Source organism: Paenibacillus sp. J22FR83 (assembly GCF_059691955.1).
Genome location: NZ_JCAUAM010000010.1, coordinates 120,959 through 136,713, shown reverse-complemented (window position 1 = coordinate 136,713; position 15,755 = coordinate 120,959). Strand labels below are relative to the sequence as shown.

Sequence of the window (15,755 nt, the reverse complement as noted above, 5' to 3'; positions counted from 1 at the left end):
CATAAAAAGATTGCCACTCAGCTAGCCTTCATGGCTTGGTGAGTGGCAATCTTTATTTATTAGACATCTATTTCCTATGATTAAGGCGAGTCTACTAGTATGAGGGTGCTAGCTTGAAGTCCCCCCTCCATTGTCGTTACTGTAATTGTAGCCGACCCATTGCTTAATGCTGTCACATTACCGGACTGATCCACTGTCGCAACCGCTGGATTACTCGTCGTCCACACCACTCTTTTATTGTTCGCTTCAAGAGGAAATACCGTTGCTTGTAAATGGTAGACATTATTCGTCACCGTATCGAGTGTGAGATTCATGGCAGAGACCGTTACTCCAGTGACTGGTACATACATCGTCACAAGCATATCGTCGAATAAAGCGGATGTGTTGTAGGATCTAAAGCCGATTGCTCCGTTACCTAATGTGCTATCTGTCAGCGAAATCTTCTCCTCCCCGTTTAGGTAACCCTTTATTGAAGAACCATTTACCAAAATCTTAGCTTGGTACCAAGTATCTAAGCTCAGCAGCTGGGAAACAGTCCCTAGTGTCGTCCATGTCCCACTTTGCTTTTTTAATATTTTTAATTGATTACTTGCACGGTTTAGCTGAAAATAGTACATGTTGTTGCCGTTCTGATAGCGGAACACAAGGCCCGCTCCCGAGCTGCCCGAACTCTCCGAAGTCATTCTAATTCTTGACTGAACGGCATAGTTGCTCCAACTCGTATTCCCCGCTGATATTAAATTTTCTCCTGAATTCGAATTGGCAGCCAATAACTTGTTAATCCCATCTGTCGTAACCGTCCAAGTTCCGATTACTTGGGTCCATCCCTCAGAATCCCCATCATCGAAGTTATCACTGAACAGATTCGTGCCTACAAGATCTTTGACACTTACATCGTCATAAACGGACGCGATGTTGTAGGCCTTAAAACCAATTTTCCCCGTGCTGAATGTTGTATCTGTCATATGAATCAACTCAACGCCATCTAGATAGCAGATGATGGAGGATCCATTGACAACGACCTTAACGGTGTACCATTGATTCCATTCAAACGGCTGCGTAACCGGTGTACCTACCGTGGTCCATGTGCCCGCTTGTTTTTTCAAGACTTTTATTTGACCATCCGCTTTATTCAATTGAACCGCATACATATTATTGGCATCTTGGTAACGGAAAATGAGACTAGCGCCCGTCCCCCCATATCCTTGCTCCGTCATCTTAACCTTCGCTTGGAACGAATAGTTCGCCCACGATGAGGTGCCTGCTGCTATCTGACCGTCTGTTGATGGAATACTTAGCACTTTAGAACCTTCCGGCACCACATTCCATGTGCCTAGGGAGGAGGTCCATCCCGTGGAATTCCCATCTTGGAATTGATCCCTATACAAGTTGCGATCATAATACTTATCATATTCGTATACCCAAGTACCTGAAGATGTTCCTACATATACCCTTGGCAAATTAGGATGAAAGGCGACCTTCCATATATCCTTGGTGCCTTTAAGGCCTTCGACGACCCGCCAGTTCTGACCGCCGTCCAATGTTTCGAATAATCCTGCACTAGGTGTTAATCCCTGATTATCGGTTCCTCCTGCTACGAGATGCAGTTGATTATTAGGATCCTGTGCGATATCAAAAACAGGTATAGTACCGCTTAAGCTTTTGACTAAGCCATTCGATTCATTGATACTCTTTAGCGTACTTCCATCAAGACGGTATAGCCCGGATACATAGCTGCCTATCCAGAGTCGATCTGCAACAAACAGATCCGGTACGATATTCTGAATACCGCTGATTGAGGAAGTCATCGTTACCCATGAAGAGGGGGAACCGCCATTCGTTGACTTTGAAATAACTCCTCCATCGGCTGACCATACAACATCTCCATCCAAAGGAGACACAGCGGCAACACCTTTATCTAATTGACTCCAAGTGAGGCCACCGTCTATGCTTTTATTTTTACCTGCATAAATAATGTTATTGTTCTGCGGATGATACATGATTATGCGAGCTTTTGAAGTCATCTCTGTTCCTGGAATCTGTGTGAAATTCAGTCCGCCGTCATGGCTTTCTGATAGGATTGTATGCGAGCCCCAATCCCCTATATTGATGAATAAATGCTCAGAATCCTGAGGATCGCGTGCGATCGCATGTACAGTCCTGTGCCCGCCATACCTTGGTTCGTAGCGATCATCCATCAAATATTGAAACATCGGATACTGTTCTGTCCCATATACGTTTGATCTTACTAGCCCGCGATCGATGGCTGTGATATGGATATTATGATTATCCGTAGGATCAAATAGGAATCCACTTGCACGTAGCCCTGAGAAACCACTGCTGGACGGGTGTAAATTTTCTCCGCCATCCTTGGACTTGTAAATCTCGTTATCCAACGGCACCCATACAATATTTGGATTTGTAGGGTGCGTAGTAAAAGCTTCACTAAACCATCCCCAGTTATCTTTCATGAAAGCGATGCCATTATTAACCGTCGAAGCTTGCCAAGTTACTCCCCAATCTGTGCTGTACCTCAAACTATACTGCGAATTTCTAATGGAGAGATATAATCTGGCATGACCATAGGCATCCGGTGCTCCAAACAGAAGTTTGGTAAACTTCCCGTCTGTTGGAACATCGATTCTCGGCACCTGTAAGTCAGTCCAGGAACTCCCTGCGTCAGTACTGGTATATACCTTCCCATCTGCAATAGCAAACCATTGATTGGCATTGGTCGGATTTTCCGAAATGCTGGCAGCTTCTAATCCGGAGAATCCCGTATTTCTTGCCACCCACGTCGCACCGTCATTCAAACTGACTTGAATGCCACTTCCGTATGTCGCCGCCATGACCGTTCCGCTCGTAGAATCTACAAATAAGTCATTGATGGCTTGGTCGATTAGACCGATATTAGTCCAAGTCTCTTTCTCTCCATTACCAATAGATTTAAAAACTCCCTTACTATGTGAGGCCACATAGATCGCTCTGTTGCCATTACTCTCGATCCCTCCGAAACGAATCAGCTTATTGGATGATTTCCTATAGAAGGACGTGCTTAACACTTGCTTCCAACTAGTGCCGCCATCTGTACTTTTCCATATTCCGGCCAAATTGGACTCCTGCATTATGTTATTAGCCGCATGTGGTGAAGCCGCTACATAAGCAATTTGTTCATTATCAGGATCAAAGGCGATATCCATCGTCCCCATCAAACCAAAGCCATCATTACTGGATTTCCATGTTACGCCTCCGTCCTCGCTCTTCCAAATCCCTGAGGTATCTGTTCCCATGAGTAGATGTTGTGGATTCGCCTGCGAAACAGCCATGGCATACACCATCTGCGAGGCCTCTCCACCTTTATACCCAATAGCTGCTTGCTCTTGGGGCGTCATATGGTATTGCACCCACCAAGGCGTATCATAGCGGGTTGTTGTCAACGCATCAATATCGGTTCCAGCAGGAAGAGATATGGGGAGTACAGGTAATTGTGTCAACGCTTCTGCCCGCTCCGTGAAAGGATTACCCATGAATATCAACATGATGATTAACAGGCCAGCCAACTTTTTTTTCATTTTCTTTCCTCCTTGTACGTTTATCGAGTATGATCTCTATTCATCCCATCCTTTAGTTCGATATCTGTCTAGCTTCTTTACTAATCACCTCCTTTCCAGTCTGCCGTTCATTAGATAACAATAGAGCCTCCACTTTTCAACTGATGACGCAATGATTTCACATCCACATTGGCAAATCCCTTCTCTTCGGTAAGGGCAATGTAAGCCGCAACACCCGCCGCTTCGCCTAATTGATTCATATTGACCATGACTCGCACACCACCGAAAGCTTCCTCATCAATGTCCAACATCCGGCCTGCCACAATCACATTCTTGTATGGACCCTCAGGGAGTAAACTACGATACGGAATCTGATAAAAAGTAGGATTATGCTGGGTCGGCTCCCGCCATCTTCCAACCTCTTTCGGATAACCAGGCCGGATATAGGCTTGCTCACCGTCTAAATATTTGAAGGTAATACCTGGCTTATCCTGATGATGAATATCGATACGGTAACTCCCATTTGCAATTGCGTCATCGAATCTTCGACCATAGAGAACGTCTTGCCCCGTCAATTGATAGTGACATGAGATATGGCGGGTTTCACGTGTCCCTATATAGGAAGGAAGTGATACGAGTGACATCCTGTCACCCTGGCCATACGTATGGACGAGATCCATAATCGCCCTCACTTGCCGACGCCCCTCCATTTCGCTATAGGTCAATGCATCACCATCTGCACTGTTGGCATGGTATACACGCGTACCTGCATACATGTGGACATCCTGAGACCCCGGGACCTGGGTCCCCCATCCGAAACCTTCAGGAATCCCAAATTCATCTTTATATTTTAGCAACAAGTACGGTAAGTCGATCCCTTCTGTCCCTTGCTCCCATCCGCTAATCTTTGCACAAGCTGTGGAAGGTTGAAAATGAGGTGAAAGCCGCTGTGCGATTCCTAATCGGTCACATAGATCTCCATCCCCAGTCGCATCAATAAATAATTGAGCTTTAATCGCCCCGCGACCTGACTTATTCTCAACAATAGCTCCCTGAAGTTCGCCATTCACCACATGGGGAGATACGAACATCGTGTGTAAATATGCCTTCACATTGGATTCCTGAATAAGGCGATCTAATTCAATCTTCAGCTCTTCCGTGTTAAGTACATACCCCGCTGAGTGATTCTTCCTCTCCTCAATGACCCCACCTACTCGGTCCAACCGCTCGATGGTTTCTAGCGTCAAACCGGCAATGATCTGTTGATCAAATTCCGTATTTTGCAGTGAATGCCAAATGTTAACCAAGCCCGATGTCGCTACACCACCAAAAGCGTTCTGTTTTTCAATAATAACGACACGGGCTCCCAGACGAGCAGTTCGCACAGCAGCAAATACTCCCGTACAGCTTCCCCCTAATACACATATATCCGCTTCATAAAAAATAGGAATTTCCCTGGCTTCCTCACGTAATAGCATTCTCTTCATCTCCAAGCCCTATTTGTATTGGTGAAAATGGATAAGCAAAAGAAGTAAACCAAGCAAATAACCGCTTGGCTCAATTCCCTATTTGTTACTTCTTTTTAGTAGCGAGAAACTCATCAAATTGCTTCTGCTTCTCAGTAAGAATTTTATCAACACCAGCTGCCTTCAATTTTTCAAGGTATTTTGGAAGAATCGTATTCGGATCAACAGCACCGGTATTTAAAGCGCCAGAAAACTCAACTTTTACAGAAGTCGTTGCAGCAATTTCAGTTTTAACGGCAGCCGTATCAAACGTAAATCCTACAGCAACTGAAACAGCGGCTTTCTTATTGAATTCGCGGAATTTATTCCACTTCTCGGGATCTTCGTTCTTCCATAAGTAATTCAAAAACTGACTACCGAACATCCAAGCTGCACCAGGCAAGTATTTATTGGCCTTTGGATCGTTACCAGGTGCGATATCAATGACATTATCGTTTACCTTCACATAGTGCACGCCCTCGATACCAAAATCGAGTAAATTCAGTAAGTATTTATCTGTATGGAGCAAATTAATAAACATCATGGCGCGCTCAGGGTCTTTACTGGTTTTTGAAATTGCGAGCATCGAGCCAGATGCCGTTGATGAGCTGGTCCATGTCTTCATCGTCTCAGCCTGCACAAACGGATAGCCTGAAGATAAACTAACTTCCCCATCCTTACCTGGTTTAAGCGGCGTAACAATGGCAAATACATTGCCTGCTTTTACTTGTGTTTCTGGTGCATTTTTCGTCGTTGGCGCGTCTTTGTTGATGTATCCTTTCATGAACCAGTCGTGAGTCAAATCTATAAGTTCTTTATCTTTTTGCTGTTCTTGTGTGAGGACAACCTTCGTACTCGTCTGTGTTCCATCAATAGCACCGAAGGAAGTCGCCCCCCCCATGTAATCCCATGTGTTTAGATGCTGAACAAGATTGTTGCCGCCGTCGAGATACAACGGAGTCATGTTCGGTTCGCTTTCTTTAATAATCTTGAGAAATGGCTCCAGATCCTTCTCTGATTTAAGCGTAGACAGGTCCATTTTATATTTCTCTACCAAGTCTTTTCTCAGTAAAAATCCACCTGAAGTAGCCATTTCTTTATTTGTGGGAACAGCGTAGATTTTCCCTTTGATTCTCGCACCATCAAGTGCACTTTGACCCAGTGTTTCCTTAATGCCTTTACCATATTTGTCGAGTAAATTCTTCTCTTCCAGGTCAATGAAAGCTCCTTTGGTTACGTTCGTGGCGTATGAGTTCCAATTGGCTGCGAACAGAATGTCCATCGGTTCACTAGATGCAATCATCAGATTAACCTTATCCCCCCAAGAGCCTGAGGAAATCGGAATAATATCAACCGTTGCATTGATTTTTTTAGTTAAATATTTGTTCATTTCTGCTACAACCAGGGCTTGATCTTTTTGAACCTCACCAGGATAAATCAATTTAATTGTGTAAGGTGAGAGTTGAGTTGCATCTGTAGGGCTGGATGAGGATGGAGCAGCCGAAGATGCCATTTCCTTATTCGTGCTGCACCCCGTCAAAAAAATCGCGAGAACCATACTAACCGATACGGCCAACAGACTTGCTTTTTGAATTCCTTTCATGCGAATCCTCCCTTTTGTTTGTATACAATTTGATATAAATTACGTAGCCAAGACTAGATTCAGCCTTTTACAGAGCCTACGGTCAAGCCTTTGATGAAAAACCTTTGAAAGAAGGGATACGCAAATACAATCGGACCTACGCCTATGACACACATGGCCATTCTCACGCTTTCGGTTGGTAGATTCATGCTTCCACCTGCTTGTGCAAATCCTTGCTGTGCTTGGATATTGGTCGTCATAAACTGAATATTCAGCATGGCTTTATACATTAAGTACTGGATGCTTATCGTTGTATTATCCGTAATAAAAACGAGACTTAGAAACCAATCATTCCAATAATTCAGCGTACTGAACAAAGCAACAGTGGCTAGTACTGGCAAAGAAAGCGGCATCACGATGCGGCTAAATATCGTCGCTTCACCAGCCCCATCTATCCTAGCTGATTCAATCAAAGCAGGAGGGATTGTCGTTTGAAAGAACGTACGAATCACCAGTACAAAAAAGGGTGAAATCAGCAAAGGAATAATTAACGCCCAGATGCTATTCTTTAGATCAAGGAACTGCGTGTAAACAAGGTACCAGGGTACCAGACCACCGTTAAAGAGCATGGTAAAAAACATGAAAAACGTAAATATTCTTTTATGCGGAAAATCTTGACGTGAAATGGGATATGCGAACAATGACATAATAATGACACTAATAGCAGTACCTGCCACGGTAACAAGGATCGATATACCGTAGGATTTCACAATCTGATTGATGTCCAGAAACATAAATCTATAAGCCTCTAAACTGAAGTGTACAGGTAGAAATCGATACCCTTCCGTCAGGACTGACTTTTCTTCTGAAAAGGATACGGAGAGAACAAGGATAATGGGCAATAAACAACAAATGCTGTACACCCCAAAAAACAAGCTAATGATCATATTCGCCTTACGAGATATTGCGTTAATGGGATTAAATGACGGATCCCTATGGGGCTTAACCGTTTCTATCAAGCATGCCACCTCCTGCATTTAAAATAGTGCGTTCTCTTTATTAATTTTCCTAACAATGTAGTTAGAAAAGAATACCATGACGAAACCGACAAGAGATTGATAGAGTCCTGCTGCAGTGGACATTCCTATGTCTCCCAGCGTAATAAACGTGCGATATACATAGGTGTCGATGACATTCGTCGTGGAGAATAAAGAGCCTGAATTCAGGGGCACCTGAAAGAATAACCCGAAGTCCGTATAAAAAATTCTGCCAATTGCTAGCAATGCTAGAATAACAATGATTGGAACGAGCGATGGAAGCGTAATATGGATCATCTGTTTCCATTTACTAGCTCCATCGAGTGTAGCCGCTTCGTAATACTCGTGATCGATGCCAATGATGACAGCTAAGTACATAACTGTTGAATAACCAATCGTTTTCCACGTGTGAACAAATGACAAGATATATGGCCAGTACTGAGGCTCGCTATACCATGAAATCGGTTTCAGACCGATGAGCGGTAGAAGCGTGTTATTAATGAATCCGTGCTCCGTGCCCAAGTAGCCAAAAACTAAATAACTCGTCACAATAGCAGATAAAAAATAAGGGAGAAACATCGTACTTTGGAAAAACTTCGAAAGAAGACGGTTTCTTAATTCATTCAACATAATGGCGAACGAAACCCCGATTACGATATTAAGAACAATAAATAGCGCATTATAAAGCAAAGTATTACGCGTAATAATCCATGCATCGTTCGTTTTAAACAGATACGTGAAATTATCCAATCCTATCCATGGACTTCCTAGAATACCATCCGTCAAATTAATGTTCTTAAAAGCAATGATAATGCCGAACATGGGGAGATAGTTGTTGATGAGTAGGACTACCGATGCTGGCAGTAGCATCAAATAAAATACCCAATAGGTTCGTATTGTTTTCACTGGCATGCCTCCTGTGTTGCTGGTTGATAGCTTAATTATAGGAGGCGCTCCCTTGTGAAACTATCCAATACGTGACCTGTTAGCTAACACTTTCATGACATGCCTGTTAGTCTATGTCAACTGATGATTTAACCATTTTGCGATAATCTTGCGGAGTGAGAGAGGTCAATTTTTTAAACATTTTTCCAAAGTGGGAGAAGTGCGAGTAACCGACTGCTTCCGCCACAGTAGAGATTTTCAGACTTGTTTCTTCTAAAAGCCTTTTAGCTTTATCGATGCGGATCTGCAAAATATAGTCGGCTAGTGATAACCCTGTTTCTTTTTTAAACAGCCGCGATAAATAGGCCGGATTCAAATGAACATATTGTGCAATGTCTTCTCGCGTGAATTCCAAACTCATATTTAATTCCATATATTGCTTAACGGATGCAATGACTCCGCCACTGTCGCTATGGCTCTCTCGATTGAAGTAATCCATTCCGATTGCCGCGATACGTTTCGCCCAAAGACTGAAATGAACCATCGAGCGAATGGCTTGGGATTCGCTGCTCAGATCCTTTAGGGAATAGATATTGTGTATGGAATACCCTTGACTATGAACCGTGTTATAGATCATATGAATGTATCCGTGATAGAACGCTTCTAACGATTCAGGTGGGATCACATCATGTTTCCATCGTTCCACAACTTGATCCAGCTTGATGTACAGCTCGGTCTTCCTCCCTGTTTCAAATAACAATGACCATTCACCAAAATCAAGCAGCGGTATGACCGTAACCACATCACGGCGCATGTGTTCAAATTTGAATACGACACAGCCCACTGTCATAATATTATTGCGTTCCAACTTCAGTAAATCACGATACTCTGTTGCCAACTTATTTAAAGCTACGGCATTGCCGACATAACAGGACATACTGCATTCAAAGTATTGTGAGCACGCATCCAAATAAAGCTGACAGATCCTCTGCAGCTCATCATGTGATAATCCTACTTGACCACGATCGTAAAGCAATACCACATTGCTGCCGTTGCCATCCTGAATGACATGGCCATTTCGATGACTCAGTAAAATTTCCGCAGCAATATTACGCACGGCGTATCCCATAATTTCTTCATCACGTACACTCATCTCTTCTTTCCAGTATTCAATATTAATGATAATCGGAATTATTCTATCTGCCTGGGAAAGCGGGAGCTGATATAGCTCAAATGCAGCTGTTAAACGTTCTGGAAATAAGGGAATACGCTCGTTCAGCACATCTTGCCAGAATCGCTCAACCATTAACGGCAGTTGAACAAACCATTCTTTATAATACTTTTCCAATACTTTGCCGTATTGCCTCTGCTCATTGCTCTCGCGAACTACGCCTAGAGCCGCAGATACAACCCGCTCCAAGTGTTCATTATCGACAGGCTTAAGCAAATATTCAAAGCTGCCAAGATGCACCGCCTGTTGAGCAAATTGAAAGTTGGCATGACCGGATAAGAAAATCGTTTTGGTCACTGGCGAGTGTTCTTTCACCCATTTGAGTAATTCTAAACCACTCCTTCCAGGCATATCGATATCAGATATCATGATATGAATGGGGTGCTGACTCAATATGTCAATCGCTGTTTCAACATCATATGCTTCAAACACGGCCTCAAAGGACCCCGACCAATCGATCGACTGTGTAATGCCTTTCACCGTATACATCTCGTCATCCACTACCAGAAGGTTATACACGTTCATCTTCCCCTTTATTTAGACTTTCCTTTGTGAAAGGAAACCTTATTTGCACCGTTGCGCCACCATCCGAGCCATTAAACAACTTGATTTGAGCCTGCCCTTTGTAAACAATCTTCAATCGACGAAATACGTTCCATATCCCAATATGGTTCTCGTCTCCAGCATCTATACTGGAATCATTCGCCATGAAATAGGTCAGCGTCTCTTCACGGAATCCGACCCCATTATCTTGGATACGTACTTCAAAAAATTGCTCTGGATGTACAGGGTCCGGAGCCGCCGTAATATGGATACGAAACATTTCTCCTCTTTTCTGAAACCCGTGAATAATCGCATTCTCAACAAATGGTTGAATAATAAGGGCAGGAATTTCAAAGCTGCTATACCTTTCTGGGATGTGAACGTTTGTCGCCAACACATCTGGAAACCGCATCTGCTGAATTTCCAAATAGTTACGGATATGCTTGACTTCCTCCTCGAGCGTAATGAAGTTCCGATTGTTCCGCATGATAAAACGAAAATATTCGGCTAAATGCATCGTCATTTTCTGCACCGTTTTATAATCTTTCAGTGCTGCCAAATAATAAATGATATTCAATGTGTTCAAATAGAAGTGAGGATTAATCTGCATTTGCAGATGCTTCATTTCTGCAGTTTGAGCTCGCAGTTTTTCCTCGTATACATGAATCTTTAGATGTTTAATTTGCGAAATCATATCATTGAAGGATCCAATTAATGAGACAAACTCATCAACCCGGCTCTCCTTCAATCGAAATTCAAGGTCACCCTGCGCGATTTTCCGCATACCATTCATTAAGTTGGCCATCGGCACAAAAAAGGCTCTGCGAAGAAACAATAAATAAACGGAAAGAATGAGAAGACTTCCAATAGGAATAAAGTAAAGAGCTGTTTGAAAAAAGGGAAGGTTTTGAAGTAGGGATTTCTCTGGAATGACAGAAATAAAGGAAATCGGTACCCAGGCCGACTTGCTGCCAATAACAAGGTAATTCTGTTTGTTTCCTGTATCTTTCATGATCTGGTACGATTTATCGGCCAGTTCTACCATCATTTTAGGAAGCGTTTCTTTCTTGGAAATAAGCCACTCCTTGTCAGAGAGAATTTGTCCCTCGTCGGATACAATGTAATACCTTTCGTCAACGTTCCCTTTGTTGTCTTGCAATGGCGCCATCATCGTACCTACATTAATCCAGGACCCCATGTAAATGTCCTCATTCACACTCACGATTTTAACGATGGCATACCCAGTCGCCGTTTGAACCACCTGCCAACTCTTCAATTGCTCTGGAGAGATATTTTGAACGAAGCGAGGGATCTCCTGATTAATCATTCTCGTTATTTCCATCGAGGTATCTTGTACAGCGAATAATAAGTCTTGGTTTTTCTGGCTATACACAAAGAAAGCATCGATTGTATTGTAAAATCCAATATCTTTCGTAAGCTTGTTGGTAATACTAACTTGGTTCAGGACATATTCATCGCTATCTTTCGCGTAATCTTTCAATAAATAAATATCTTGTTCTTTATCAAGATACTTATAGATATAATTACTAGCTTCCTTCATGGCTCTATCTGCTTGCGAAACAAACGTGTACAGCACACTGCTTTTCGAATTGGAGATTTGATTATGCAAAACGGTCATAGAGTAATAATTGCTATAGATCAGAAAGATAACTAGCGGAGTTGTAGTTCCAATAAACCAAACGATAATCTTTGTTCTCAATGAATTTCTCATCATCATTCCACTCCTGCCCACACATAAGCCGAAAAGGCACCAACCAGTCCGACACAGGAATCGCGCGTTCTGGCATAGTGCCTCCAAGTCACCCTATCATTTCTCATCGTACAAGACGTTACTTAATCAATCCTTTTTCCTTAAAAGCCTTATCGGCCTCATCCACATACTTCTGTAGTTGGTACGTTGTATTCAACGTTTTCACAAAATCGTCGAACTGGTCGATCGGGCGTTTCCCGTAAATGAATTTAATGATCTCTTCATTCTCGAAACGATCCTTATCTGATTTGTTTAAGCCGTCAGGAATCTTGGAGAAATTGTTATACACTTTGATGTACGGCAGGTTAATAGCAAAATCGATGTACTCTTTCTGTTTCGGGAATTTGGTATACAAGTAGGGCAGCTCATCACGGCCGGTCAACTGTAATTGGAATGTCGTACCAAGCTCAGACACGGCTGGGAGCGGCTTGATGGCATCGCCTTCTTTGGTATAGTGCGTGCCTTCAAAACCGAACATCACCAAGTTCTGTCCTTCGCCTGCCCCTGTAATGTAGTCTAAGTATGCCAGCGCTTTTTCTAATTTGTCAGGCGTTTTCTCAAGTGCTTTCGGAAGGGCAATACGCCAATCCGCTCCACTATTGTCAAACGCTCCGTTAAACTTACCTCCAGGTCCAACTGGCGGCTCTATCGTTATGAATTTGGCGTTGGGATTCGTATCTGTCGTAAGCTTCACAAACTCATCTTTGAACATATCCGACCAGTTTGAGTAAATAACGCCCACTTGACCTTTTTGCGCTTTGGTTGGCGCCGCAGTCCCTTTGTTGGTAAGAATATCAGGATCGATAGCGCCAGAATTATAAAGATCATTGATAAATTTGAGTGCTTGCTTCATTTCCGGCTGGGTAGTGGAATACACCACTTTATTGTCTTTAACCGTTAAATTCCCTTCCGCCAATGAAGCTGTACCATAGCTAGCGCCAAAAGCTCCGAAAATTGGCGCGAATACATCCAGTCCCGTACCCGTCAGTCCGTAGGTGTCTTGCTTGCCGTTCCCATCTGGATCCTTATCGTGAAAAGCTTTAATGACTGTCGCCAATTCGTCCAGCGTCTTCGGTACGGGCAAATTAAGCTTATCCAGCCAATCTTTTCTTAACATAAGAGTCCGATATGGAACCGCTGCCCGCTTAGGAAGCGTCATTTGTTTGCCATCGACTTTTCCTTTGGTTAAATCGGCTGCACTATAGGCCTTTTTGACATTCGGCATTTTATCCATGTAATTCGTTAAGTCTAGAATGGCCCCTTGCTTGGAAAATTGCTGCATTTGATCATTGCTGACGGTGAAAATATCCGGCACATTGCCAGCGGCAACTCGGACGTTGATTTGATTGGCATATTCATTGTTATTGCTGGTTTGCATCACGTTGAAATCGAAATCCACACCGATTTTTTTACCGATTTCAGCTTGGATTTTCTTATCGACATCACTTAACCCCGTTCCACCAATCAGCACACTAAGTTTTACCGGCGTCGTTGATTTGGGGGATGCAGCTGGTGTAGCTGCGGTTGAAGTGCTAGGTGTTGCTGTACCGCCATCTGTCACAGACTCCGTCTTTCCACAGCCACTTGCTACGATACTGAACGACAATCCGATTACTGCACACAGCTTGAATGAAACTTTCATAGAAACATCTCCCCTTTTGATCTTAAATATATGTTAACTGTTATCCCTTCACTGCGCCAATAAGCATTCCTTTAGTGAAATACTTTTGGATGAAAGGATAGACAATTACAATCGGAAGTGCTGTTAGGATAACGCCTGCCATTTGCAAGGTTGTGGAAGGAACGGTATTCTCCAAATTAATTTCAGCTGACATGGATGAGGTTAAAATGCTTCGCAAGACAACTTGCAGCGGATATAACGATTCATCCGTAATATATAAGATTGAGCTGAAAAACTCATTCCAATGCATCACACCGTAGAAGGTACTGATTGTAGCAACCACGGGTACGGACATTGGCAATAGAACACTAACCAGAACTCGGCTTTCCGAAGCCCCGTCTATTCTTGCCGCTTCCATAATCTCCTCAGGAATATTCTCAAAGAAGGTTTTTGTGATGAGGAGAGAAAAGGTCCCTACAGCTGAAGGGATAATCATCGACCATACGGAATTCAACAATCCAGTCTCTTTGACGATAAGATAGGTAGGAATAATCCCCCCATTGAACATCATCGTAAATAAGATTAGGAAGAGAATAATGGATCTCCCAGGCAATGTTTTCTTGCTTAGGGGATACGCCATGAGCACCGTAAGCAAGACGTTCAATGCAGTTCCGACGATCGTGACAAATAGGGAAACACCAAAAGCTCTAGGAATTGTAGCATCCTTTAGAAATAGTGCATACGCCTCAAACGAGATATGCTTCGGAATGATGAGGAAGCCGCCATTTTTCATAACCTCGCTAAAGGGGGTTAGTGACATGGATAACACGTATAACAATGGAAATATAAAGCAGACAGCCATAAGTAAGAGAATGACATAAATAATGCCCTCAAATAATCGTTCTCTCCAATCCATCACCATATGCTTCCACCTACTCGCTTCGCTAAAGTGTTCGCACCGAGAACTAAGATCAGTGCAATGATTGATTTATAAAGTCCTACGGCTGCTCCCAAGCTAAAATTAAACTGCTCTAAGCCAGTCCGGAAAACCCAAGTATCAATAATATCCACTTTCTCATACACTTGAATATTGTACATGACGTAGATTTGTTCAAATCCAGCATCCAAAATCGTGCCAAGACGAAGGATTAGCATCAGAATAATCACATTACGGATCCCAGGTAAAGTGATATGCCAAATCATTCGAATTCGGCCAGCTCCATCCACCCTAGCCGCTTCATACAAGGTAGAATCAATGCCAGCAATAGCAGCTAGATAAACGATAGTGCCCCACCCTAGATTTTGCCAAATATCCGTCCCTACAATTAACGATCGAATCCATTCATTCGACGTTAGAAAAGGAATCGTTTTCAGACCGGAGTTTTTCAGTATCATATTAATTAGTCCATCTGCTTCCGAGAATAAGGCCAAGGAGATTCCGAAAATAATCACCCAGGAAATAAAATGGGGCATATACATAATGGATTGAATGACGTTCCGGAACGCCTTCCAGCGGATCTCCGATAATAGAATGGCTAATATAATGGAAGGTGGTACAAGCCAGAAGAGCTTGTATACACTAATGAGCATGGTATTGACCATAATTTGCGTAAAGTAAGGTGAATCATAGAAATATTTAAAATGCTTGAACCATGGGTCAGCCCAAGGACTATTCCAAATCCCACCCGAGATGTTGAAATCTTTGAACGCGATGATGGCGCCCCCCATCGGTACATACTTGAAGATGAAATAATATAGAAGGCCAGGAAACAACATGAGATAATGTGCTTTGTGAATAATAATTCGCTTGTATATAGAACTCACCTTTCTTTCTGGATCTCAGTTGCGTGCTTCAAATCCGTTGATACGACTTACTCTATTCGCTTGATTAAACGTTGTATAGTTCTTAGTTTGAAGACGGTTCTGTGATTCACAGAACGTCAAGTTCTCCTTTTCACACAAGGTTTTCAATCTCATGAACCCCTCTTAGATGATTGCTTTCTAATAAGACTGCTGAGACAATGGAAGT

General features: G+C 42.9%; 10 protein-coding genes. All 10 read right to left on the bottom strand.

Annotated elements, in window-relative coordinates:
• Positions 1–80: 80 nt before the first annotated feature.
• Positions 81–3,572: a 3-keto-alpha-glucoside-1,2-lyase-like domain-containing protein gene (locus AC58PV_RS19075; protein ID WP_497433887.1), complete on the bottom strand. Its 3,492-nt coding sequence runs from the start codon at positions 3,570–3,572 to the stop codon at positions 81–83.
• 110 nt (positions 3,573–3,682) lie between these two features.
• Positions 3,683–5,029 carry an FAD-dependent oxidoreductase gene (locus AC58PV_RS19070; RefSeq protein WP_497433886.1) on the bottom strand — a complete coding sequence of 449 codons (1,347 nt, stop codon included), beginning with the start codon at positions 5,027–5,029 and terminating at the stop codon, positions 3,683–3,685.
• Positions 5,030–5,123: 94 nt separating this feature from the next.
• The gene (locus AC58PV_RS19065) at positions 5,124–6,659 is read right to left on the bottom strand and encodes an ABC transporter substrate-binding protein (protein ID WP_497433884.1); all 1,536 of its coding nucleotides are present in this window, start codon (positions 6,657–6,659) and stop codon (positions 5,124–5,126) included.
• A gap of 59 nt (positions 6,660–6,718) precedes the next feature.
• Entirely contained in the window at positions 6,719–7,657 is a 939-nt protein-coding gene (locus AC58PV_RS19060) for a carbohydrate ABC transporter permease (RefSeq protein ID WP_497433883.1), read from the bottom strand.
• Between the two features lie 18 nt (positions 7,658–7,675).
• Entirely contained in the window at positions 7,676–8,587 is a 912-nt protein-coding gene (locus tag AC58PV_RS19055; RefSeq protein WP_497433881.1) for an ABC transporter permease, read from the bottom strand.
• A gap of 100 nt (positions 8,588–8,687) precedes the next feature.
• Complete coding sequence (locus AC58PV_RS19050; RefSeq protein ID WP_497433880.1) at positions 8,688–10,310, bottom strand: response regulator transcription factor; 1,623 nt, start codon at positions 10,308–10,310, stop codon at positions 8,688–8,690.
• Positions 10,303–12,054 carry a sensor histidine kinase gene (locus AC58PV_RS19045; protein WP_497433879.1) on the bottom strand — a complete coding sequence of 584 codons (1,752 nt, stop codon included), beginning with the start codon at positions 12,052–12,054 and terminating at the stop codon, positions 10,303–10,305. Before AC58PV_RS19045 ends, AC58PV_RS19050 begins: the two co-directional genes overlap by 8 nt.
• Before the next feature lie 130 nt (positions 12,055–12,184).
• Positions 12,185–13,747, bottom strand: coding sequence for an extracellular solute-binding protein (locus AC58PV_RS19040; RefSeq protein ID WP_497433877.1), 1,563 nt, complete (start codon positions 13,745–13,747; stop codon positions 12,185–12,187).
• A gap of 40 nt (positions 13,748–13,787) precedes the next feature.
• Positions 13,788–14,648 (bottom strand): carbohydrate ABC transporter permease, encoded by an 861-nt coding sequence (locus AC58PV_RS19035; RefSeq protein ID WP_497433876.1) that lies wholly within the window; start codon positions 14,646–14,648, stop codon positions 13,788–13,790.
• On the bottom strand, positions 14,642–15,502 hold the full coding sequence (locus tag AC58PV_RS19030; RefSeq protein WP_497434064.1) for an ABC transporter permease: 861 nt from the start codon (positions 15,500–15,502) through the stop codon (positions 14,642–14,644). Before AC58PV_RS19030 ends, AC58PV_RS19035 begins: the two co-directional genes overlap by 7 nt.
• Between the last annotated feature and the right edge of the window lie 253 nt (positions 15,503–15,755).

What these genes read in the sequence shown, in the direction of transcription:
- AC58PV_RS19075 (WP_497433887.1), bottom strand. Translation starts at nt 3,572, where the DNA reads ATGAAAAAAAAGTTGGCTGGCCTGTTAATCATCATGTTGATATTCATG.
- AC58PV_RS19070 (WP_497433886.1), bottom strand. Translation starts at nt 5,029, where the DNA reads ATGCTATTACGTGAGGAAGCCAGGGAAATTCCTATTTTTTATGAAGCG.
- AC58PV_RS19065 (WP_497433884.1), bottom strand. Translation starts at nt 6,659, where the DNA reads ATGAAAGGAATTCAAAAAGCAAGTCTGTTGGCCGTATCGGTTAGTATG.
- AC58PV_RS19055 (WP_497433881.1), bottom strand. Translation starts at nt 8,587, where the DNA reads ATGCCAGTGAAAACAATACGAACCTATTGGGTATTTTATTTGATGCTA.
- AC58PV_RS19040 (WP_497433877.1), bottom strand. Translation starts at nt 13,747, where the DNA reads ATGAAAGTTTCATTCAAGCTGTGTGCAGTAATCGGATTGTCGTTCAGT.
- AC58PV_RS19035 (WP_497433876.1), bottom strand. Translation starts at nt 14,648, where the DNA reads ATGGTGATGGATTGGAGAGAACGATTATTTGAGGGCATTATTTATGTC.
- AC58PV_RS19030 (WP_497434064.1), bottom strand. Translation starts at nt 15,502, where the DNA reads ATGTTGTTTCCTGGCCTTCTATATTATTTCATCTTCAAGTATGTACCG.